Consider the following 22,105-nt stretch of genomic DNA (forward strand, 5'->3'; position numbering starts at 1 on the left):
CAACGCGGGCCAGTCGGCCCCGGCCGGCGGCGTGGTCCACGCCATGCGCGGCGCCACCGCGCTGAAGGCGGAGCCCGACTTCGCCGGCCACGCGGAGACGTCGATCGAGGCCCTGCCCTTCGCCAAGCCGGAGCGCAGCGTCGCCGACCGGCGCGCCGAGGCCAAGATGAAGGGCTACGTCGGCGAGGCCTGCCCGGAATGCGCGAACTTCACGCTGGTCCGCAACGGAACCTGCCTGAAGTGCGACACCTGCGGCAGCACGACCGGCTGCTCGTAGGCGCTGCGGTCGGCACAGGTGTAGCGAACGGGTGTGAATCGAAGCATAAAAACGCCTTGCGGAACCATAGAGTAAGCTAGTTCGAAGCATAAGTTTGAAAATTCGAAGGGCGCGTGGCATAAGCCGCGCGCCCTTCTTTTGTTCAAGCTGCTGGTCTAACAAACAGAATCCCCACGGACCCATCTAGCCAACAACCGCTGAACAACCGAACAATTTTTTACTTCGCTTCCTTAATTTGACACCGAGCCGCACTCGAACAAATTAGCTCCGCGCCCAATCACGGAGCCCACAATGAACCCGTCAAATATATTCAACGCATTGGCTCGTTTCTGCGCAAAAGGCAGCAACACTCAACGGATTTTACGCCCCTATAAATTCACCCCAGATCACAATAAGCCACTAATTGATAGACTGCCATTCCAGATGCAGATCCGACCTCGATAGCACAGAGACCTCACAGCGCGCATTTCTGATCGCGCCAAGTGAATCTTGACTGACATCTTTGGTTTTAGACGTAGCGTCTAAAGGGCCTGCGGCGGAGATCTGCAATGGATAATGCTAATAGGCAGGCTGCCATGAACCGCATTCGCGCGCTGATGGCAAAAACTGTGTCCAATGGGTGTACCGAGAGTGAAGCTTTGGCTGCTGCAAAGAAGATTGGCGAACTCATGGATCGCTATGGGCTGACCTATTCCGATCTGGAACTCAAATCAGAACGTTGTAGGCAGCATACGGCTACGGAACGCTACCACGACGTCAACTTGGCTGCGAGTGCCATCGCCCGCTTCTGTGGCTGTCGCGTCTGGTTCGAGAGTGGTAGCGTTCAGTATTTCGGTTTGCCGCTCGACGTCGTCATTGCGAGCTACATGACAAGCCTGTGTCGATCGGCGATGGACGTTGGCTTCGATATCTATTGTCGATCGAGCGCACGTCCGCAGAAGTTCATGAGACGGGAGTTGCGCAAGCCATTCATGGTCGCGATGGGATACCGGCTCGCCGAGCGCTTCGAGGACATGGCGTCGGCACGAGAAACCAAGGCCACCACGGCGAATGGAACGTCCCTGGCCCTCGTGAAGAATGCGGTGGTCGAGGCTCAGTATCATGCGCTGGGGTTGACGCTTACCCCCTGCAGAGCCTCTCGGTACCGCGACAACTCTTCAGCCCGGGCCGCGGGTCGGGCTGCGGGCGACCGGGTGAACCTGGTGACGGGCATTTCCGGCGCGCGACCTCCAAAGTTTTTGTCATGATCGACGTGGTAACCGCCGACGACAGTTCAAGGAGATGGCGCGCGGAGGGATCCGCGCGCTATTTTTCTTTGTTTACAGAGCGTTACCGAACAGCGGCGAGGTGACGAACGCGCAAGCTCGGTGGTGCTGCAGCGCAGTTCCATGAGACCTCCCGACCCGACCATCTCAAAAGGCGGCCCTTGCCGGACGCGTACGGGCGAGATCAGCACGCGCCCCTGAGCCAGGGATACGATCTGTCAGCCAATTTACGTCATCGGTGACGACCTCCCATCGAACCCCCATGCGGAAGGGCCGACGCCATGATGCGAACGATCGTCTATGCCGACGGAGGTTGCGACCCGAACCCTGGACCCGGCGGCTGGGGCGTCGTCGTCGCGGCACAGGACGGCATGGTCGAACTCTGCGGCGGGGAGCCCGGCACCACGACCAACAACCGCATGGAGCTGACGGCTGCGATCAAGGGCCTCGAGCATTTCCCGGCCGGTGCGGCCATCGAGATGCGGTGCGATAGCCAGTACGTCGTCAAATCGGTGACGGAATGGATGCGCGGCTGGAAGGCGAAGGGCTGGCGCACGACAACGGGCGACGTGAAAAACGTCGACCTGATGAAGCGCCTCGATGAACTGAACGCCGCGCGAAACGTGATGTGGACCTGGGTCCGGGGGCATGCCGGCGACCGCCTCAACGAGCGCGCCGACGCTCTGGTTCACAAGGGCCGTCGCGAGGCAAAGCTCGGCAAGCTCGAATCGCGGAGTCACGCTGCCCCGGAACATGAGGCTGCTGCCACCCCGGTCGTCCCGCACCAGGGTGCGGCCTTACGCGTAGACCTCGCGCTCGGCCTTCAGGTCACGCGAGCCGCAAAGGCGGCGGGTGTCACGCCCGACGAGCTGGTCGACGACGCGATCCGCTTCTACCTCGAGATCGGCCCCGGTGAGGTCGCGCGTCTGCGATCGAGCCGGGCTTAACGGATCGGGACAGCCCGGGATCACGAATGCCTGCCAGTCCTTCCTGGATGCCGTGAGTTCGAGCATTTCACTCATCGAGTGTCTGCGCGATCAACGGCAGACGTTCGAAAGCGTAGCGTTTCTAATGCCCTGTCGCGGATCGCCGGCAGGCAAAAGCTGGCAGCGCAATCGCCTCTCCCAACGCGGGAATCTTAGATAGTCACGATCAAGGTCGCGGCATTTTCACAGCTGTACATATAGACCCGGAGTTCAGTGGCTTAAATCATGCTCTGAATCCAATGAGATTTTTGGTCCGGCGCAATAGAAGAAGTTATTTGATATTAGTGAAAAAATAGAATGTAATTTTAGAGGGATATCGCCTAAGCGACACTGTTCAAATTGGCAGTCTGGAGCCCCTTCTGGAGAGGGCATGGTGTGGCTGTGTCGCGCAAATCGATGAACGCCTAGAGGATCATTTTGGTTGGGCATACTACGGGTACGACGGGCCGCGGCTTAATGAGCAAAACCCGGGCAGCCACGCGCTGGCGCAGCCTGGCATCGACGCGTCATATCGTGTTGCTGCTGATCTGCTCCATCTACTTCATCGTCTACATGGACCGGGTCAATCTCGCGACGGCCGCCGGCAACGTCCGCGACGAGCTTGGCCTAAGCAACACTCAGCTCGGCCTCGTATTCTCGGCCTACGCCTATCCTTACGCCGCGCTTCAGTTGTTCGGCGGAGGATTGGCCGACCGGCTCGGCCCGCGCCTGACCCTCGGAGTGTTCGGGAGCATCTTCGCACTCGCCACCGTGTTCACGGGCCTCGTCGGTGGTCTGGCCTCGCTGATCGTCGTGCGTGCCTTTGTTGGCCTCGGCGAAGGACCGGCGCTTGCGGCCGCCACACGGGCGATCGCGGACTGGATGCCGAAGGAGCGCTGGAGCTTCGCCCAGGGGCTAACGCACGCGTTTTCGCGCATCGGTAACGCCGTCACCGCGCCCTTCGTCGCCCTCCTCATCGTCGCCATCAACTGGCGCGGCGCATTCTTCGTCATCGGCGCGCTCTCCCTGGCCTGGGTCGCCCTATGGGTCTGGTACTTTCGCGATGATCCGCGCCGCCACAGCGGCTCGACGGAGGCGGAGCTGGCCGAACTCGTGCCACGCCCCGTAAACAGGCCTCAGGTGCCGTACCGCCGCCTGTTCCGTCGCATGCTTCCGGTGATCCTGGTCGATTTCTGCTACGGCTGGACCTTGTTCGTGGTCTTGAACTGGCTGCCGTCGTTTTTCCGCGGTGCTTTCGGGCTCGACCTCGGCCGTTCGGCCCTGTTCACCGCCGGGATCTTCCTCGGCGGCATCTTGGGCGACACCCTCGGCGGCATCCTGAGCGATCGCATCCTGGTCCGGACCGGCAGTGTCGTCCGAGCTCGGCGCGACCTCATCGCTGGCGGTCTGATCGCTTCAGCTATCTGCTTCTCGCCGATCCTGTTCTCGCACGACTTCGCCATCGTCACCGGCGCGCTCGTGCTGGGGTTCTTTTGCATGGAGCTCGTGATCGCGCCGCTCTGGTCGGTGCCGATGGACATCACCCCCGAATTCTCCGGCACGGCGAGCGGGTTCATGAACTTCGGGGCGGCCAGCGCCGGGATCATCAGCCCTTGGGCTTTCGGCTGGATCGTCGACCTCACAGGCAATTGGAATCTGCCCTTCGCCTTCACGGTCGGCCTGATGCTATGCGGAGCCTTTGGCACCCGCTTCATGCACCCTGAGCGTCCTTTCTCCGCGCCCAATCAACAGGTCTGACATGACGATCGCACTCGATGACGAGGCCGCAGCGATGCGAGCTGGTGCCTTCGGGGAGGCCCGTCGACTTGCGATCGAGCATCAGATCGCCGTCGGCGACTTCTTCGACGCGCCTGACTTCGTCGCCGTGACCCAGGCCCATGTCATGGGCGATACGGAGTCCCTGGGCGAGGCCGGTGTCGCCTATGTCGAACGGCTCGCCGCACTTCCGGAAGCTGAGCGTCGCACCCGGATCCCGACCATCACCGATCCACGCGGCCTCGATTTTGCCGCCTACCGACGCCTTGGCCAAACCGAGGCCATGGCCGCTCTCGAACGCCGCGCCGCTCATGCGCTGGAAGCGCTCGGCGTGCTGATGACCAACACCTGCATCAACTATCAGACCGTTATGCCGCCCACGCGCGGCGAGCACCTCGCCATGGGTGACACCGGTGTCGCCATCTATTGCAACAGCGTCTTCGGCGCGCGGACCAACTTCGAGGGCGGGCCTTCGGCACTCGCAGCCGGGCTGACCGGTCGCACTCCACGCTATGGCTATCATCTCGATCGGTATCGCCGCGCCACGCGCCACTTCGTCGTCGATGCCCCGTTGCGCGATCTCGCCGATTGGGGTGCGCTCGGCGCTCTCATCGGTCGATCCTGCAATAGCTACTGGGAGGTCCCTGTCATCGAGGGCGTCACCGTATCGCCCGGCTCGGACGCGCTGAAGCAGCTGGGAGCGGCCATGGCGAGCTTCGGCTCCACTGCCCTCTTCCACCTCGTCGGACTGACCGCGGAGGCTCGCGATCTCGGTGACGTCAGCGACGGAAGCTTGCCGGAACCGACAGTGATCCGCTTGGGCGACATCGAAGGGCTCTACAAGCGCTACGAAGCCCCCGGCGAGAAGGTCGATGTCGTCGTGTTCTCGGCCCCGCAGCTGTCGCTGATGGAGCTCGACGATCTCGCGCGTCGTCTCGACGGGCGTACGGTTCACCCTGAGACAGACTTGCTCATCGCCACATCACCCGAGAACAAGTCGGCAGCGGACCGGATGGGGCTCACCCGCCGGATCGAGGCGGCCGGGGGCCTCGTGCTCGAAGGCGTCTGCTTCTATCAGTCCTATGCTCGCGAGATGGCCGAGGCGATGGGCTGGCATCGCCTGATGACCCCCTCCGCCAAGCTCGCGAACATCATTGGCGGATATGGCTATGCGCCCACCCTTGGGACCGTCGAGCAGTGCGTCGACGCCGCGGTCGTCGGGAGGATCAGCGCATGATCCAGTTGCGGTGCCATCCGGGTGTCGGACCCATCGTGCGCGGCGTCGCGCTCGTCGCGCAGGATGATTTCAGCGCCCGATACGATCTCGACCGCAGCCGCGGAGTGTTTTCGCGGGAGGCACACCGCCTGCACGGCCAAAGCTACGTCGGCCGCATCCTCGTGCTCAACACGGCCAAAGGCGGCGTCGCTTCGGCCTGGATGCTACGCGACATGGTCGAGCGCGGGCTGGCTCCGGCTGGCCTGCTCTTCAATCGGGTCAATCCGATCCTGGCGCAGGGAGCGGTCTTCGCCGGCTTAGCGCTGATGGATCGGTTCGACGGCAACGTGACGAGCCTGATCGCGACGGGAGACGAACTCGAGCTCGATCCTGCACAAGGACTGATCTCGATCACTCAGAGAACGATTGGCTAACCTGAGCGTCCGAAATAGCCGCCATCTGCGGCCCTTCTCGACGACCCGGTCGGGTGGATTTCTGCACGTCGGCGCTCCGGTGACATACTCATGAGCCGGACGTTTGCCTCACGTGTTCAGCGGCACAGGTTGGTGCCACCGCGGCCTCGCCCAAGGGCTTGCGGCACGATTTCTATGTGCATGCCCTTTGCTCTGGTATACCTCTGAATCGAATGCAATTCTGGCTTGGACATGCCGACATCGCGATAACGACCATCTAGGCCGACGTGATGGGGTCCGAAGAACGCAAGATCGCTGGCCTGTGTGATCGCTGACCGTTCGAAAGCACTGCACAGAGTGCGACTTATAACTTGCACGATGCAGTATGCGACTTTCCTCTGCGTAGTAGAAATATGAAAGATGAAATCTATGGCTGGGTCCGTTCACGACCCTTAGCAGACCGTCAGGTTGTGTGTGCGAGGATGGGTGGCGGTCCACCAATTGGCTCGTTCAGAGGTCGACATGGTGAGGATCGTGGTTCGCATCTCCAGGCTGTTCCCTGATAGTGGTTGATGAAAAATTGACCCGAGCCAGCGAATCAAAGCAAAGCATCCGAGAGAAGATCGCCGCGATGCTCTGTAGCTTGATCCTCGCTTATTACTGCGGCTCCTGGGCTATGTCTCAGTTCGAGGATGCCGCTGTGCTGCGCGATGGGCAGGTTGTTGACGCGCGCGTGATGTCGACGCGTACAGGTCAGGGTGTCATTCGCGCGACCATCGAATACCGCGGCATGGCTGAGGGACGCGAAGTTGCCTGTGTCGCGGAAGTGTCGCTCGGCAAGCTGAGGTCCAGTCCGACAATCGGGGAGCAGATCAGCCTCAGCGTTCGGCCGGGTCCATGTGCCCGGCCGGTCAGCCGGACCGCCCTCCAGTTGCCCTGGGTCTTCGTGGGCTTGGCGCTCCTGATGTTGGCCGTCGCGGTCGCCTCCGCAATAAGCTTGGTCCGGCGCGCGATCCCCTCAGGCCAGCAGCGGTGACGATCACGAGCGGCCGCTTTCCACCCATAGCTGACTCGATCGATCGCACATTAAGAGTGCGGGACAAAACCACAATCAAAGATGCCTCCGAGCGTCACGGCCAACGGATTGTTGAGCATAGGCCGACATTACTGCGCTCAATCCCAAAAAGACTTAGAGCATCAGCTTCGGATTAATTCTTGCCAGCGACAATGCACGACGATTTTATATTATTATGGTATGAACCGATAATATCTCGCGTCATCCTGTCATCGAATTAAGAAGACTGCACGGACGGTAAGAGCACCCAAGACTCATACTCGCAGCGGTTACACGGATCTTGAGGAGGTCGACGATGCTCGACAAAAACCAATCAAATGATCGACCCCCACGAGGTGGTCCAAAGGTAAAGTTAGTGCACGGTTGGCCGTTCTGCCACGGGTAGCTTGGCCGGCGGAGCTGGTCGGGCGAGCGCAGCCGGCCAAGCGGAGAAGGCTGGCATGAACACCTCCGGGGCCGGCGGCCGGTATCCCAGCGATGCATGCGGGCGCACGCCGTTGTAGTGACGTCGCCAGCTTTCGATGACGACCTGCGCTTCCCTGAGTGTGTAGAAGATCTCGCCGTTAAGCAGTTCGTCGCGAAGCCGTGCGTTAAAGCTTTCGACTTAGCCATCCTCCCATGGCGAGCCTGGCGTAATGTAGGCCGTCTTTGCTCCGACGCCGGCAATCCAAGCTTGGACGGCCTTCGCAACGAACTCCGGTCCGTTATCCGAGCGAATATGGCCAGGCACGCCACGCAGGATGAACAAGTCCGAGAGCACATCGATGACGTCGATCGCTTTCAGCTTGCGGGCGACCCGAATCACCAGGCATTCATGGGTGAACTCATCGACCACATTGAGCATCCGGATCTTGCGTCCGTCATGCGTGCGGGCCTCGACGAAGTCGTACGACCACACGTGATTGCGGCGTTCCGGGCGAAGACGAACACAGGAGCCGTCGTTGTCCCAGATCCGCCCCCGCTTGGGCTGCTTGGTCGGTACTTTCAGACCTTCACGCCGCCAAATCCGCGCGACGCGCTTGTCGTTGACGAACCACCCGGCCGCCTTCAGCAACGCACTGATCTTGCGGTAGCCGTAGCGCCCGTACTTCTCGGCCAACGCCACGAGATCGGCCGTCAGCGCCTCTTCGTCGTCGCGGCCCCGCGGTACCTTACGCTGTGTCGAGCGATGCTGTCCGAGCGCCCGACAAGCGCGACGCTCGGAGACGGTCATCGTCCGCATGATGTGCTCGACACAGGCGCGTCGGCGCGCAGGGCTCGAGACGTCTTCCCCGGGACGCCTCCTGCAGGATCAGCTTGTCCAGCGTCAAATCGGCGATGGCTTTTCGAAGCCGAGCATTCTCGGTCTCCAGATCCTTCATCCGTCGAACCTGATCCGACTTCAGGCCGCCAAACTCACGCCGCCAACGGTAGTATGTCACTGAGCTCACGCCGAGCGCGCGGATTGCATCTGAAACGCTCTGGCCCTGTGAGATCAGCACATCCGCCTGCCGTAGCTTGGCGACAATCTCCTCAGGCTTCGGGTGCTTTGCCATCTTGTCCGTCCTCCAGGCTCAAAAGCCATACCAAAGGGCGGACCACTTCAATGGGGGCGGACCACATGGCTCCGCCCCCCGCCAGTGCATCCGTGTCGCGGCGGCTGCAGCTCACCGTCCCCGTCGCGCAGCAGGAGTTCGATCGGCTCGGCTATTTCACCGATTGCCTGTTGGCGGCGGGCAAGAACCTAACGTTCGATGAAGCCGTCTCGCGTCTGCTGATGCGCCCAGGAACCCCAATGCGATCACCGGGGTCCTTTGGCGAGCAGCCCGCCGTTCACTGAGCGTGGCGGCAATTCGCACCCTTCCAGGCGCTGGATTGTCACACGGCTGAGTTGAAGTCGCCCGTCCACCGCAAGGATCGCGATCGCGATGATGATCGGAACGTAGGTCAAAAGATCGCTCGTGCAAACCGCCCCCCCGATGAGCATGGCAACGACGAATAACGAGATGGCGAAGCCTGCTGTTAAGCGGGATCCAGAACTTATTCAAATTCGCAGGTGCGATCATCGAGGCTGAGGCAAAAGCCTGGAACGCCCGGATGTTCGCGCCTGCTGCGAGCTCCCCTGCCACACGTGATTGCAGGACTACGGAATAAAAGGCTGCGATGCGTGTATGAACGATCCTACAGACGAGGATGCCGGTACAGGTGCCTCGTTCCTGGTGTGGATCCCGGTGGCATGTCCAGGAAGTCCCCGGCATGCGGCGAAGTCGCCCGCTTTGCACAGGCCATGCTGTGCTTCCGCCTGCGACCTCGCGCGTGAAGTCGCCGCCACACAGGTCCTTCGAGCTGGGACACGGCGTTCCATCGAGCAGCGTGCGGATTGCCGCGTTGCTCGATCGAGAAGCGCCGTCCTTCAGGGAGGTGCGTTGTCACGCGGCAAGGGTGTTGTACACAACGTCGGCCCCGTCGAACCACCGCTCGAAGGCGTCCCGCGCCATGGGACGCCCGAACAGATAGCCTTGGCCTTCGTCACAGCCGATTTCGAGGAGCAGGTCGGCGATCGCTTGGGTCTCGATGCCTTCCGCCACGACCTGAAAGCCGAGATCGTGGGACAGTTTGGTCATCGTCTCGACGAGGCTGCGTTGCTTTCCACCCTCGGTGCAGTGCGCGATGAACGCGCGGTCGATTTTGACCGTATCGATGGGAAGTATTTGAAGGTACGACAGCGAACTGTGGCCTGTCCCGAAGTCGTCGATGGCGAGCCGAATGCCGGCCTCAGAGAGTTTGCGAAGCTGCTCCAAGGCACGTCCGGCATCCTCCATAATGGCGCTTTCCGTAATCTCGAGTTCGAGCCTGCCGGCCGGGACGTCGTGGTATTGAAGCAGGGCGATGACACGCTCGGCGAAATCCGGCTCATTGAGGTTTCCGGCCGAGACATTCACCGCCATGACCAGATCCCGGTCCGACACCTGCCAGGCCGCGAGCTGTTCCAATGCGGCGTTCAGCACCCACATCGTCATCGATTTGGCCAACGTCATCCGCTCGATCAGCGGGATGAATTCCGCCGGTGAGACCGCACCGAGCGTCGAGTGGGTCCATCGCAGCAGCGCCTCTGCCCCGACGCAGATCCCGGTCGCCAAAGCGATGCGGGGTTGAAACACGAGGGTGAGCTGATCGGGCTCGTCGAGAGCCTGACCGAAGGCGTTGATCAAATCGAATCGTCGTCGGTAAAGGGTGTCCTGCTCGGACGAGTACAAACTGACCTTACCCTCCGTCTTGCGGGCGTCCTGTGCCGCGCAATGCGCGAAGCGTAAGACATCGAGCGGATCTGTGAGCCCGATGTCGAACCGCGCCACACCGAGCGAGACCGTGGTGACGAAACGCGAACTGGCATTCTGGCGGATCGCGCCGAGCATCTTCGCCAAGTGGTGCAGGTACTCCGCCTCGACAACGCCAGACGGCGCAAGAAACGCAATCTGGCTCGCGCCGAGCATATAGGCCGAGCGTGTCGGTCCAAGAATGGACCGGAGAACGTCTGCGGCCTCCTTGACCAGATCGTCGAGGAAATTTGCGCCTATGACACGGGTTGCATGGTCGACCTCATTTGGCGAGGCGAGATCCACGACCACAACAAGGCGCTGACTGCTCCTGGCCTCGGTGCGAACGAGGTCGTTCAGATCGTCGAGGCATTGCGTCCGGTTGGGGAGACCGCTCATCGGATCAATGCGCCCGAAGGCATGCTGGAGTTCGACCTGGGCCATCACCATGGCAGCCATATCACGCAGCATGACAGTTTCGGCGTTCGTGAACGTCCGTGGCGTCGATCCGACGACACAGAGCGCGCCAATCGCAAGTCCGTCGCGCGTCAACAACGGCGCACCCGCATAGAAGCGCGCGCCACTGCTGGCCAGCGGCGTGTCGCAGTACCCCGGATGCCGCGCGATGTCCTGTATCACGAGGACGCTGCCATTCGCGGTCACTTCGGCGCATGGCGCACCCTCGCGTGGCATAGATTCGACATCGAGACCGACCCGCGATTTGAACCACTGGCGATCGAGGTCCGTCAGCGATACGGCCGCAATGCCGAGCCCGAACAGATGGCTCGCCATCCGTGTGATGCGATCGAAACTCTCGCTCGGGGACGTATCAAGCAATCGCAAATCATGAAGGGCGGCCAGGCGTTTCACCTCGCGACGTTCGACATTCTGAACGGCCATCCTGCATCCCACGTCGAGCGATAAGCAACATCGTCTCAAACGACGACGTTTTGCCGAGCTCATGCCATCGGCCTTAAGATGGCCTGAATACCCTATCCTATACCCGAGCTGAAACGGGGGAGATGGTTTACCGTTTTATTTCTACGTCAGTACCTGAGCAGCTCAGGCGCAGTGATGCCTGCCCCCCCCGGCAAGATCGTGGAACCCTTGCCCCCACGGGCCCTGCGCGCGAGCCGCACGTGTCCGCTCGACGGCGGTCGCGATCGTCGTCGCGACATTGCGAATCTCGCGGATCCGCCCCGTAACCCCCTCTAATCCGAGAACCTCTGCCCAGTTCAGCCACGAGCAAACTCGAGTATCCTCTCAAAGAGCCAATCTCACAGACTTGGCAAAGGTTCACCTTTCTTAAGGCAGATCACGTCCCTATAACGAATGTGTGATTCCCGCCCGACATGGATTATCAGCGGCTAGAGCTCGATATTAACCAATCTTTATCACATTCTGCGCGATGCCATATCAGCCAGTATGGAGCCAATACGTGAGCATCGGCCGTAAGAACAGGATCGAAAGCATCGCCGTTCGAAACGCGCTAGTGGCAGATTTGGCTTATTCGACGGTGCCCACCAGTATCATGGGGTGCACAATCGTCGGAATCGCGGTCTTCGCCTATGTATCGACCGAACTCGTCATCCTGCTACCAGCTGCGGCATGTGGTGCGTTGGGCGCAATTGGCAAACTCGGCTTGATGCAATGTCAGCGGAAATTTGCCAAACGGAACGATCTCCAAACCTCGGAACCGATGGACTGGGAGTTATGGCATGCTGCGCTGACGATGCTCATGGCAGTGTCAGTTGGCATAATCGCAGCATCGATCTTCTTTCAAGACGATGTAAAATTGCAGATGCTCGCTACAGGGTTGATGTTCGGGTATTGCTCGGGCGTGGTCAGTCGATTGGGTATTCGACCGAAGATCGCGATGGCTGCGCTGATTTCGTCCGCTGGTCCGACCCTCATTTCGGCAAGTCTCTGGTGTGACAGTCCACATTTGATTCTCGCCGCAATATTCCTCATGTTCTTGCTCGGCGGCTTTGAAAGCGTCCGTCATGTCTACCAAACCGCGGTGAGACATTTCAGCATGCGCCTCGAGATGGCGATGCTCGCTCAAAAGGATCCGTTGACAGGTTTGGCCAATCGGATCGGCCTACGCACGGCGTTTCAGGCCATTAGCCCTGATGATGCGGTGGCTGTGTTTTGCCTGGATCTCGACGGTTTCAAGCTGGTCAACGATCGCTATGGCCACGCAATGGGCGACGCCCTGCTGAAGCTGGTCGCTGAACGCTTGGTCGCTGCGACGAGACCGGACGCAACCACAGTTCGGATGGGTGGTGACGAGTTCGTTGTTCTTCAACCCGGCATGCACCGACACAGCGAGGTTGAAGGTCTCGCTCGGGGCATCACCACGTGTCTCCAGGAGCCGTTCAGACTGGTGGGTGAGGACGTTCGGATCGGCGCGAGCGTCGGTCACGCTGTGTCGGCGCTCAAGCCTACCGATCTCGACGGCTTGCTGATGCGTGCCGACGAAGCCTCCTACCGCATCAAGTCGTCTCGGAAGCCCGGGATGCCATCGAGGCGATCGCTGTACGTGATCCAAGGTGGTGCTTAAGGGCAGGTGCGTCTAGCCCTCTTCGGCTTCACCCACCGAGAGGCACATCAACCGAAATTCCCTCATAACGTCCGTATAAGCTATGCAGTCTGGTGCCTAGCATCGGATGTCGGTCGTAAGTTCACACTATTGACGTAACACGGATGCCCCGCCCTGGCGTCAGAGCACCGTGTGTTCACCCACCGTGGCTTCATCGAGGGGCGCAAGAAAGGCGGCACCGACGCCACCGGTAATGCGACGCGCGATCTTCGCTCGCTGCCGTCCAACCACGATCGTTTGCCCTACATCCAGCGGAGCATCCACCTGCAGCGCGACGCCTGTGGCCGACAGGTTGAGGATTTGTGCCGGAACGCTGGTGCCATCCGCCATCGTGACCTGCACGACCCTACATTTAGGCACGATTCGACGGCAGATGCGCACGTCCTCGACCGGCGGAGCTTGCAGTCGAGCCATTTCCAAGAGGTTGCGCACCACCTGGCCAGGCGCAACGCCACGGCCGACGACGCGGACAGCGAAGTCGTCGGGACCCGCTCGCACAACGCGAATGTCCATTACGCCGACGCCGCGGATCGAGCAGCCGCGCTGCGCCGCCACCGGGGGAATGGTCGCTGAGCGCATACGGATGCCCTCCGAGGAAATGTCCACGGTGATGGCATGGAACTCGGCCCCGCTGCCACTCCAGCAGAGCGCGGGAAGTATGATGGCGTGGCGCGGGTTGGAACGTCGCTCGGTCATGGGGCGGGTTGTTTCATCGGCAAGCTATGAAGAACCTGGACCTGCCTATGCGTTTAGGCGGACAGTTGCATTTGATCCAACAGCTACTTGTCCCCCGCGCCGAGAGCGGTGGAGGGCTGACTGACGGGCAGCTGAGTCCGTCCGCTGCCGGCCTAGCAGGCATCATCGCGTCAAGCGGTACCCGTGCAGATGTGTGCGCCGGTCAACTGGAAGGCTGGAGCGCTGAAATGGTCTCTATCGTTGATCAACCGGCTGGTCGGCCGTACGGCTGGTCGCAGCAGCCGAGTGATCGAAAGCGTACCCTTCGATCCACGCGTGACGGAGCAGGTCGACTTCGACAGCAAGCTGATCGATGTGCAGGATGGAAAGCTGGTTGTGGTGCCCCCCTGCGGATTGGCCCTGTCCATAACGAGAGTAGCAGCATGGAGACGCTGAACCGAACCGACGATCCGCACGCGCTAATGGCGCTCGCCGTCGCACGCCTCGACGACGCGGACATAGCAGCGTCGGGCAAGCCGAGGGGGCCCACAGCCTAGGACGCCATCGTGAAGCTCCAACGCACCGGCAGCCGAGCGGTGCTCGACCTCTGCGCCGAGTGTTGCGCCAGCCCTGACCCGCGCGAGCGCCAGGTGGCCGCGGCCGTGCTGGGCCAGTTGCGTGTAGGCGACGGACGGGTGAGCACTGAATTCCACGAGGTGCGGTACCAGGCGTTGCTCGCTGTGCTGCTCGCCGAGGTCGCCGGACCGGCCGACGCCCGTGTGCTGGCCTCCGCCTGCGTTGCGCTGGGCCACCTGTACGACCCACGGTCGATCCCAGCGGTTGTTGGACTGCACGGATATCCAGATCCAGACGTGCGCTATGCGGTCGTGCATGGTCTGATGGAGTACGATGTCGACGAAGCAGTCGTCGCCCTGATCGCGTTGTCCGCCGACGTGGAGGCGCAGGTGCGGGGTTGGGCCACCTTCGCGCTCGGCCAGCAAATTAAGCGCGACACGCCTGCCGTCCGCGTCGCGCTACGGAACCGCCTCCCCGACCCCGATTGCGACAGGCGCGCAGAGGCGTTGTGCGGTCTCGCGCGCAGGGGCGACGTTGTTGGTACCGAGACGCTGATCGCGGCCCTGCGGAGCGATGGCCCGTCTCCCGTTCTGCTCGAGGTAGCGATCATGGCGGCCAGTCCCACCCTGTGCCCGGCCCTGCGCGACGTTGAAAATCGATTGCCGAAGCCGAGCATGCACTGCAGAAGCGACCCGGTGCGGGAGGCCATGACGGACGCGCTGCGAGCGTGCGGGTGCGGCCTGGCGGAGCCGATATCCAGCACGGCGATGACAGGTCCAACCTGCGATAGCGTTGGATCCGCTATGGTCGTCGAGCATCACGCCAGCGGAGGAGCCTCAGCTCAGCGCCTTGAGCCTGCGTGAGGATGACGGGTTGTTCGATACGCCGTCGGTCGTCTACGGCGACATCGAGCCGGCCGATTTCCAGCGTTGACGCGGGTTGCGACAGGCCATTTCTCAGGCATCTGTCATACATGCTTTGCTTCACTCAATTCCCATTTTGCACAATGTGATCGTTGATCGCCCATGATCGCCATCCCAGGCCGCACGGTCGTTCAAAAGGTGAGCGTCGTCATCTGCGTGGTCGCCTACGCCTTCGGGATCCTCATGTTTGCGGTGATCGCCAGCGATCAGTTCAGCGACCAACGCCTCCTAGCGACGGCATCGAAGGTCGAGGGCACCATCGTGACCGTCAGCCCCCGCAAGAACCACACGTGGGGCACGATCGATTATCGCCTTCCCAATGGGGCTTATTGCCACGACTGGACGGAACTCGCGCCGAACGGTGTCGTCCATATAGGGGAGCCACTCACCGTCGCCGTTGAGCAGATTTGCGGGCATCCCGTCTCTTCCAAGAAGTGGCTCACTCCCTGGATCTCCCTGTGCCTCTGCGTCGGGGGAGCACTCCACCTGATGTATGTCGCGTGGAGAGCCTCTCGCACAAAGGACACTGCGTGATGCGCGAATTCTCCTGGTGGCTCGTGGCCTTCGTCATGATCAACTTCGGTCGGGCCGGTCTGTATGGCATGGCCGTGGTCGCCATGCCGATCCCCATCGTTAACATCTTCCCCGTCCTTCAGGGCGGGGAAGATGTTAAAGGCCGATGATGGACCTTGCCACATTTCGTTTCCGGGCGACAGCGCGGCGGGTCGCACTGGTCCTGACGGCAGCAGCACTGGGATATCGGATCGCCACGGTGATCATCGCCCTGCAAGTTGGCGATCCCTCACCGCTGCTCACATTCCCGTTCGGTGCCATTCTGCCGGCCGTCCTGCTGATCGTTCTCGTCGCAATGCCACCGACGCGAACGCGGGAAGGCCTGCTGATGCGAGCCGGCGCAATCATTCAATTGTGGCTCATCATTCTGCTGCCGACGATCGCACTATACCTAGCTCTCGGGTTTCCCGTCGTGTTCCTGGTCGTCGAAATCTTCGAAACCCGCCTGCCTTCGCGGATCCGCGATCCCCTGACGCATCTGGTCGTCGCATGATCGCGCTCGACCTGCCGGTACCCACGTTGTGGGCACTGCGATGGGCACTGTTCCTAGGGCCGCTCGCGCTCGCGATGCTGCTCGGCTGGCGTGCGCGTCATGACCACCGCATGCTGATCGGCGCGCTGTTTGCGTTCCTCTACGGTCTTGGCGTCGTTTTCGCCACACACATGCTCGCCATCCAATTTGGGTGGTGGCGCTACGGCGGCGACGTGTTGATGCTGCAGGGCTTGCCCGTCGACATCTGGTTCGGGGGTGCGCTGCTCTTCGGTCCAGTTCTGTATCTCGCCTTCCCGACAGTCGCACCGCTGTGGCTCGTGTTGCCGATCATCATCGGTTTGCACGGCACCGTCTTTTCGTCTTTGAAGCCCTTGGTGTTGGCTGGACCCGGCTGGATGGGCGGGGTCGTTCTCGTTTTTGCCATCGCTCATTTGCCCGCTCTCTCGCTCGCCCGATGGACAGCGCAGGACGTGCACCTCCCGAGGAGGGCCGCTCTGCTGGCGTTCGGTTACGGCTGCCTCGCCTTCCTCGTCATCCCCTCGTTCATTCTGCACGGTACCGGCGGTCAGTGGGCACTCGAGGCGATCCCGCCATGGCGGCTGATCCTCGGCACCTTGGTCGCCTTACCGCCGATCGTCATGGGACTGTCCGCCGTGCAAATGTTCGCGGTCCATGGCGAGGGCACCGCCATCCCATTGGACCCGACCAAACGTCTCGTCGGATCCGGGATCTTCGGGTACCTCATCAATCCAATGCAGGCCTGTACTGCTGCGACCTGGATCGTCATGGGTGCCGTCCTCGGCAATCCATGGGTGGCCTCAGCCGCGGTCATGGCGTGGGTGTTCGTCGTCGGCATGGTAAGATGGCACCACCGAAACGACCTGTTGCGGCGCTTCCCCGAAGGCTGGCCCGAGTATCGCACGCATGTCCCGGAATGGCGTCCGCGCTGGCGACCGTGGTTCGCACAGTCCGCGACCCTGATCCACGATCCAGCTTGCCCGAAACAGGCGCGGTTCGTCGCCTGGCTCACCGGCCAGCGGGCGATCTTTCTCACGGTGCTGGCCGTGCCACATGTGGGACTTGCCTATCGGGAGCCGAACGAAACCCAGGCCTTTACAGGCCTTGCCGCCCGCGCCAAGGCGCTGAGCCATGTCCACTTCGGCTGGGCGCTTGTTGGAGCCGCGATCCTGCTCGTGACATTGCCGCTGCAGACGCTGCAGCGTCCGAGCGTAGCGCGGCGGGAGACGGCCGGTGTCTAACGTCCGCCATCCGCGTTCGCCCTTGCTCGGGATCCGCCATCTCTGGCGAATTCGACGCGATCAACTGCGCTTCTATGCCGATATGCGCCAGAGCTATGGCGACACGGTTCGCCTGCGCCTCGGTCCTTACCGGTCGTGGCTGCTGTTTCATCCCCGCGAGATCGAAACGGTGCTGGTCGGTCGAGCCCCAGCCTTCATCCGTTTTCGCAAACTCACGCGCGTGATCGCACAGTGGAATGGCGATAGCCTGATCGTCGAAGAGGGGGCCCGATGGCGCGATCGACGCCGCAAAGTCCAGCCCGCGTTTCAGACCCGGCGCGTCAAAGAGTACGCCCGTACGGGGGCCGATCATGCGGCCCGACTGTGCGCACGGTTCGATGCGGCAATCACCGCCGGCTCGCTCACGGTCGACACCGATGCGGTCATGGCGCGCCTGACCCTCGATATTGCCACAGGCACGTTGTTCGGCGCAGAGCCCTTGTCGAACGGCGATGCGGTCGAACGGGCGATACAGATCCTGTCCGAAACCGCTTTCCGTGAGACGACCGCGCCGCTCGTGCTTCCCGACTGGCTGCCGCTGCCGGCCAAGGCGCGCAAGCGCTGGGCGATGGGACTGATGGACGACGTAGTCACCGGACTGGCGCAGGGTCGGATCGAAGGACGGGGCGAGGATCGAGGCGACCTTCTCGCGATGTTGGTCCAACAGCATGACGGCCGACTGAAATCCATTCGCGACGATGCGATGAGCCTGTTGATCGCCGGGCACGAGACATCCGGCGCTCTCCTCAGCTGGCTGTTCCTCGCTCTTGTCGAGCATCCGGGTTGGCGAAAACGGGCAGTCGACGAGGTCTCGACCGCTTTGGCCGGACGGCCGGCGGGGATCGACGATCTCCCGCAGCTCCCGATCCTGCGCGCAATCATTGCCGAGGTCTTGCGGCTCTGGCCGCCGGCCTATTCGCTTTTCCTGCGACAGGCCACGGAAGAGGTCGTGCTCGGCGACAACATCATCGCCCCAGGCGATCTCGTACAAATCGTACCATACACCCTGCACCGTGATCCACGCTGGTTCGCCGATCCGGATCGCTTCGATCCCGAGCGCTTTCTGAAAGCGCCGTCCTGGCCGACCTACGCTTACCTGCCGTTCGGTTCCGGGCCGCGGATCTGTATCGGCCAGAATTTCGCTTTGGTCGAAGCCTGCGTGGTCGCGGCGACGATCCTCGGCCGCTGGGAACCCGTCGCTGTCCCCCATACACCCCGTCCGGACCCCAAATTCTCGCTTCGGCCCACGGGCGGATTACCAATGACCTGGCAACCGGTCAGGATCACTCGAGCGTAAAGCGGTCACGCAACGCGGGATCGGGCATGAGACAGGTGTCGATGGTTCCGAACCAGCGATACCGGTTGCGGGCGACGACATCGTACACAAGATCTCGAAGCGGCCTGGGCACGATTCGCAACAGCCTTAACCAGCGCCACGGCGGCTTCATGTGGCCGAGCAAAGCCAAGCCGGCGTCGGACCGGTCCAGCGCGACACCCTCGATAATGACGAGATAGGTCTTCTGCAGGTCCTGCAGACGGAACCCGTAGCGTGCGGCCATCTCCAAGCCGGTCGGGGACCAGGCTCCGACAAAATGCAACCGTCGGTCGGCCTCGTGCCGCAACAGAAAGCGGACCCATCGGCTGCACAGCATGCAGCGGGTATCGAAAATCACCGAGATTGGCGCAGCGGTGGGATCGATCACGTTTATCCACTTGCTCACAATGCGCCTCGAAAGAATGCTTGCCATAGTAGCCTAAGAACGAGATCGATATAGGACCTCCGTCACGTTCACGACCGTTGAGACCGAGCACATTGGCTCGCCGCAATCGTGCTCTCTCGTGTGGTAGTAAACGGTGATCTGAACGGTGCCGAGCCCGTCCCGGCGCATCTTCTCCCCAAGCCGTGACGCGTCCACCTCCACCGCCTCGTCCCGGGTCTTCCGGTCGGTGACGCGGCCAGAGAACGACCGGTCAACGCGCAGCTCTTCCGGCGGGCCGGGACGAGTTCCAGCGGCAGGCAAGCGGTTCGAGATTGACGCCGAACATCAGCCTGACGTCGCGAAAAATTATACCTCGTCACTGCTGTCTCGGATAACACACATTTGACAAACTTAATGTAATACAGGTGTCTTATGCACATGTGAAACCCTGTTTCATAAAGCTTGGGCGATCCGTCCGAGGCGATCAAAGAAGAGAAACGTCTTGCTGCTGTCAAGCTTGCGTGCTTAGATGATTCAGTTCGCGATTTGAATCAGGCAGATTGCTGTTGCCATGCGATCTATCACAAATGCAAGGCGCGCCGAATCGCGCAGATCGCCTCTTCGAAAAAGCTGTGGCATTATTATGTTTCATCGGCGACATGGGTCTGCCGCCGCATGTCTTTTACTGATTTCGACGTCCATCATCGGAGTTCTTCGTACTCAGGCGGCACCTGATCATCGGGCTCCGTTTGCTCCGATCCAGCGCTTGACGACGTGGTACACGAATCGGTCGCTAATCGACGTGGAAATAGTCGGGGCACGAAGAGATCCCTACGGTGCGAGCATACCTGATCCAAGTCGCCGAATGCGTCTGAGGCTCGAAAGGGCATTTATCTCGGATATGAGGTTCGGACCCGAACCGCATGAGGGAAAAATCTCGATAACATTACATCTGGACAGCAATCTGCCCAAATCGCTCTATTTCGCCCATCTGATCAAGGATCCTCCAGTTGAGGACTTCGAGGCCCCTTCCGGTCTTACGCTTGAAACAATTATACGTCGAACACTCTCGATCAGTGTCGAAAGCACGTCTCTGGCATCTCATCTAAGAACGGTATCGGATAGATTGAACCCTTGCAGAGGAAGCTTGATCCGGCCGCACCTTTATACGTTCAATGAAAATGCCGCGCCGAGATGTTTACTCCCTGCATATGAAAGAAAACACGAGAGGTTATTCGTAGAGTTTGGCGGTATTTTGATCTTGCAGACATGCATCAACTCGCAAGGTGTTTCACTAAATTGTAGCTTAAAGTATCCAAGGGAAGGCTTTGGAGTAGAGATTGCTTACAATCAAATCAACAGCGCCGATCCGGTCGCACTTATTAAAAAATCTGATCAACTACTCAATAAAATGCAATACAAATCAAGAGATTGAGTGATGTCAATAAATGTGCGAAACGGCATGGTGGCACTCACGAGTCAGGAGATTGCAGCGTTCGAGCGAATGCTCGCCAACGGAGATAGAATTGGATTCTATCAAACCTATTATGCAATGACCGGCAACAACCAAGCACTCGTCCAGTCCAAGATCGCAAGCTTCAGCGAGTATGTCGGAGGGGTGGCCTTCGCCGCAAACAGGATTCTTCAAGACATCTATGGAGCTACAGGAACAGTTGAAACCAGAGTCTACAAAGGCGTATACTATCTTTCTCAGAAAGTTGCGCAAGCCGCTCTAACTAAGATTAAGGGCGATGCCGGCGATTTAGGTTCTGGCACCGGAGAAATCGGTAATGATGTCTCCAGTGAAACCGCTAGAGATGCTTGGAGGAACGAAGGGCTCGAGTCTTTATCCCGGGCAACTCTCTCGGTTCTCTTCCAGGGTCGGGCACAAACTTAGGCGCGTCTGGTTTCAGTTGGAGCGAGTGGTTTAGCACTCTCAACTTCCCGGTAAACCCTGGTGCGAGGGCTGGTATCGCGGCGATTCCGTATGGAAGCTACGTTGGGAAGGTTCAAACGGATTTCAGCAACACCGTCACACTCGGCAGTGGTCCGGTTTCAGCCGTCGACGCTTCCGGGCAATTACAAGCAGTCTTCAAAACTACTACTGACGATTTAGCTGTAAGTTTAGCGGCCGTTTTCTTACCCAGCCGCCCGCATCCTGCGGTAACTAACTACCTTCTAGGTCCAGGTGGACTATCGTCGAATCGAGTGGGGTTCAACGAGGGAAACAAGACCGGCTACAACGGCGACGTCAACCCTTTGAGGTATAATGAGGAGTATGGTGCCGATTCCTTCAAGGTTGGCAGTGACGGAACCGCAAACGACGATCTCCTTCTCGCCTCTAAGACCCTGTTTCATAAAGCTCGGGCGATCCGTCTGACGAGGATCATGGCTGCGGCGAGGACGAAGAAGGCGAGCGCAGAGGACGGGGTAGCCTCGTGGTCGCGAGCCAACCTGCGGCAGCGGGCGATCCAACTGAGCGTCCTCTCGATGACCCACCGCCTGGGCTGCACCGCAAAGCCCTTCTGGCCCTCCTTGGGTTCGACAATTTCGACCGTGATGGTCGTGGCCGCGCCAACACGCTCGCCTCGATAAGCTCGGTCGGCAAAGCGGCGGGCCAGGAAGGGGAACAGCCTACGCGATACGCGAAGCAAGGCAATCGCGCCATGGCTGTCGTGCAGGTCAGCGGGTGAGACCGCAGCCAGGAGCAGGCGGCCGTCCGTATCCGTCAACGCGTGGCGTTTGCGCCCGACGACCCGCCGGGCCGGATCGTAACCGCGTTTGCCGGCCACCCCCACGCCACCCGAGCGGGCAGCTTGCGCATCGACGACACAGCCGGTCGGGCAGGCCTCACCTCCGACGCGCTCACGGTCAGCCATCGTGAGGGCATGAGCGAGGCGCTCGAACACGCCTGTCTGCGAGAGACGCAAGAACCAGCGATGCACCGTGCTCCACGGCGGGAAGTCCAGCGGCAGATGCCGC

General features: G+C 60.8%; 21 protein-coding genes and 1 pseudogene. 16 read left to right on the forward strand and 6 right to left on the reverse strand.

Annotation, left to right across the window (positions count from 1 at the left end):
- The 7 genes from FV230_RS10895 to FV230_RS10930 all read left to right on the forward strand — a co-directional run.
- Positions 1-277, forward strand: a 277-nt coding sequence (locus FV230_RS10895) for a hypothetical protein (RefSeq protein ID WP_147842393.1), incomplete at its 5' end; no start/stop codon positions are given.
- A gap of 575 nt (positions 278-852) precedes the next feature.
- Positions 853-1,524 carry a DUF2786 domain-containing protein gene (locus FV230_RS10900; protein WP_187274766.1) on the forward strand — a complete coding sequence of 224 codons (672 nt, stop codon included), beginning with the start codon at positions 853-855 and terminating at the stop codon, positions 1,522-1,524.
- Between the two features lie 302 nt (positions 1,525-1,826).
- Positions 1,827-2,489 (forward strand): ribonuclease HI, encoded by a 663-nt coding sequence (gene rnhA / locus FV230_RS10905; protein ID WP_147842395.1) that lies wholly within the window; start codon positions 1,827-1,829, stop codon positions 2,487-2,489.
- Between the two features lie 495 nt (positions 2,490-2,984).
- Positions 2,985-4,265, forward strand: coding sequence for an MFS transporter (locus FV230_RS10910; RefSeq protein ID WP_147842396.1), 1,281 nt, complete (start codon positions 2,985-2,987; stop codon positions 4,263-4,265).
- 1 nt (position 4,266) lies between these two features.
- On the forward strand, positions 4,267-5,520 hold the full coding sequence (locus FV230_RS10915; protein ID WP_210246711.1) for an aconitase X catalytic domain-containing protein: 1,254 nt from the start codon (positions 4,267-4,269) through the stop codon (positions 5,518-5,520).
- On the forward strand, positions 5,517-5,933 hold the full coding sequence (locus FV230_RS10920; RefSeq protein WP_147842397.1) for a DUF126 domain-containing protein: 417 nt from the start codon (positions 5,517-5,519) through the stop codon (positions 5,931-5,933). The genes FV230_RS10915 and FV230_RS10920 overlap by 4 nt, the downstream gene beginning before the upstream one ends.
- A 544-nt stretch (positions 5,934-6,477) precedes the next feature.
- Positions 6,478-6,948, forward strand: coding sequence for a hypothetical protein (locus FV230_RS10930; protein ID WP_147842399.1), 471 nt, complete (start codon positions 6,478-6,480; stop codon positions 6,946-6,948).
- 391 nt (positions 6,949-7,339) lie between these two features.
- On the opposite strand, the pseudogene FV230_RS10935 reads toward FV230_RS10930, so the two are convergent.
- A pseudogene (locus FV230_RS10935) lies at positions 7,340-8,522 on the reverse strand (IS3 family transposase).
- 65 nt (positions 8,523-8,587) lie between these two features.
- On the opposite strand from FV230_RS10935, the gene FV230_RS10940 reads away from it, so the two are divergent.
- Positions 8,588-8,806 (forward strand): hypothetical protein, encoded by a 219-nt coding sequence (locus tag FV230_RS10940; RefSeq protein ID WP_147842400.1) that lies wholly within the window; start codon positions 8,588-8,590, stop codon positions 8,804-8,806.
- Between the two features lie 589 nt (positions 8,807-9,395).
- Here FV230_RS10940 and FV230_RS10945 read toward each other — a convergent pair.
- A complete protein-coding gene (locus FV230_RS10945) occupies positions 9,396-11,183 on the reverse strand; it encodes a GGDEF and EAL domain-containing protein (RefSeq protein WP_147842401.1) in 1,788 nt (595 codons plus the stop codon).
- Between the two features lie 538 nt (positions 11,184-11,721).
- Here FV230_RS10945 and FV230_RS31220 point away from each other — a divergent pair.
- Entirely contained in the window at positions 11,722-12,846 is a 1,125-nt protein-coding gene (locus FV230_RS31220; protein WP_281408276.1) for a GGDEF domain-containing protein, read from the forward strand.
- Positions 12,847-13,005: 159 nt separating this feature from the next.
- Here the strand turns inward: FV230_RS31220 and FV230_RS10955 are convergent, their stop codons facing one another.
- The gene (locus FV230_RS10955) at positions 13,006-13,581 is read right to left on the reverse strand and encodes a PilZ domain-containing protein (protein ID WP_147842403.1); all 576 of its coding nucleotides are present in this window, start codon (positions 13,579-13,581) and stop codon (positions 13,006-13,008) included.
- Positions 13,582-14,126: 545 nt separating this feature from the next.
- Between FV230_RS10955 and FV230_RS10960 the strand changes: the two genes are divergently transcribed.
- The 6 genes from FV230_RS10960 (at position 14,127) to FV230_RS10975 (ending at position 18,720) form a co-directional block, all read left to right on the forward strand.
- Entirely contained in the window at positions 14,127-14,999 is an 873-nt protein-coding gene (locus tag FV230_RS10960) for a HEAT repeat domain-containing protein (RefSeq protein ID WP_187275469.1), read from the forward strand.
- Between the two features lie 162 nt (positions 15,000-15,161).
- Entirely contained in the window at positions 15,162-15,593 is a 432-nt protein-coding gene (locus FV230_RS10965; RefSeq protein ID WP_147842405.1) for a hypothetical protein, read from the forward strand.
- Positions 15,593-15,742 carry a hypothetical protein gene (locus FV230_RS29565; protein WP_187274764.1) on the forward strand — a complete coding sequence of 50 codons (150 nt, stop codon included), beginning with the start codon at positions 15,593-15,595 and terminating at the stop codon, positions 15,740-15,742. Before FV230_RS10965 ends, FV230_RS29565 begins: the two co-directional genes overlap by 1 nt.
- Entirely contained in the window at positions 15,739-16,125 is a 387-nt protein-coding gene (locus tag FV230_RS29570; RefSeq protein WP_187274763.1) for a hypothetical protein, read from the forward strand. Before FV230_RS29565 ends, FV230_RS29570 begins: the two co-directional genes overlap by 4 nt.
- Positions 16,122-17,384, forward strand: a complete 1,263-nt coding sequence (locus FV230_RS10970) for a hypothetical protein (protein ID WP_187275470.1) — start codon at positions 16,122-16,124, stop codon at positions 17,382-17,384. Before FV230_RS29570 ends, FV230_RS10970 begins: the two co-directional genes overlap by 4 nt.
- On the forward strand, positions 17,377-18,720 hold the full coding sequence (locus FV230_RS10975; protein ID WP_147842407.1) for a cytochrome P450: 1,344 nt from the start codon (positions 17,377-17,379) through the stop codon (positions 18,718-18,720). The genes FV230_RS10970 and FV230_RS10975 overlap by 8 nt, the downstream gene beginning before the upstream one ends.
- On the opposite strand, the gene FV230_RS10980 is transcribed toward FV230_RS10975, so the two are convergent.
- A complete protein-coding gene (locus FV230_RS10980; protein WP_187274761.1) occupies positions 18,707-19,126 on the reverse strand; it encodes a DCC1-like thiol-disulfide oxidoreductase family protein in 420 nt (139 codons plus the stop codon). The two genes, FV230_RS10975 and FV230_RS10980, sit on opposite strands and share 14 nt — an antisense overlap.
- Before the next feature lie 51 nt (positions 19,127-19,177).
- Entirely contained in the window at positions 19,178-19,345 is a 168-nt protein-coding gene (locus FV230_RS31360; protein ID WP_348642129.1) for a hypothetical protein, read from the reverse strand.
- 1,240 nt (positions 19,346-20,585) lie between these two features.
- Between FV230_RS31360 and FV230_RS10985 the strand changes: the two genes are divergently transcribed.
- Positions 20,586-21,020 (forward strand): hypothetical protein, encoded by a 435-nt coding sequence (locus tag FV230_RS10985; RefSeq protein WP_147842409.1) that lies wholly within the window; start codon positions 20,586-20,588, stop codon positions 21,018-21,020.
- 457 nt (positions 21,021-21,477) lie between these two features.
- On the opposite strand, the gene FV230_RS10990 is transcribed toward FV230_RS10985, so the two are convergent.
- Positions 21,478-22,105: IS5 family transposase (locus FV230_RS10990; RefSeq protein WP_147842410.1), on the reverse strand; the 628-nt coding region annotated here is incomplete at its 5' end.

The organism is Methylobacterium sp. WL6 (assembly GCF_008040095.1).
GTDB lineage: Bacteria > Pseudomonadota > Alphaproteobacteria > Rhizobiales > Beijerinckiaceae > Methylobacterium.

Bases quoted from the DNA above. Each gene is read 5' to 3' on its own strand.
- FV230_RS10955 (WP_147842403.1), bottom strand. From the start codon at position 13,581: ATGACCGAGCGACGTTCCAACCCGCGCCACGCCATCATACTTCCCGCG.
- FV230_RS10940 (WP_147842400.1), top strand. From the start codon at position 8,588: ATGGCTCCGCCCCCCGCCAGTGCATCCGTGTCGCGGCGGCTGCAGCTC.
- FV230_RS29565 (WP_187274764.1), top strand. From the start codon at position 15,593: ATGCGCGAATTCTCCTGGTGGCTCGTGGCCTTCGTCATGATCAACTTC.
- FV230_RS10900 (WP_187274766.1), top strand. From the start codon at position 853: ATGAACCGCATTCGCGCGCTGATGGCAAAAACTGTGTCCAATGGGTGT.
- FV230_RS10920 (WP_147842397.1), top strand. From the start codon at position 5,517: ATGATCCAGTTGCGGTGCCATCCGGGTGTCGGACCCATCGTGCGCGGC.
- FV230_RS29570 (WP_187274763.1), top strand. From the start codon at position 15,739: ATGATGGACCTTGCCACATTTCGTTTCCGGGCGACAGCGCGGCGGGTC.
- FV230_RS10915 (WP_210246711.1), top strand. From the start codon at position 4,267: ATGACGATCGCACTCGATGACGAGGCCGCAGCGATGCGAGCTGGTGCC.
- rnhA (WP_147842395.1), top strand. From the start codon at position 1,827: ATGCGAACGATCGTCTATGCCGACGGAGGTTGCGACCCGAACCCTGGA.
- FV230_RS10910 (WP_147842396.1), top strand. From the start codon at position 2,985: ATGAGCAAAACCCGGGCAGCCACGCGCTGGCGCAGCCTGGCATCGACG.
- FV230_RS10945 (WP_147842401.1), bottom strand. From the start codon at position 11,183: ATGGCCGTTCAGAATGTCGAACGTCGCGAGGTGAAACGCCTGGCCGCC.
- FV230_RS10970 (WP_187275470.1), top strand. From the start codon at position 16,122: ATGATCGCGCTCGACCTGCCGGTACCCACGTTGTGGGCACTGCGATGG.
- FV230_RS10965 (WP_147842405.1), top strand. From the start codon at position 15,162: ATGATCGCCATCCCAGGCCGCACGGTCGTTCAAAAGGTGAGCGTCGTC.
- FV230_RS10985 (WP_147842409.1), top strand. From the start codon at position 20,586: ATGGTGGCACTCACGAGTCAGGAGATTGCAGCGTTCGAGCGAATGCTC.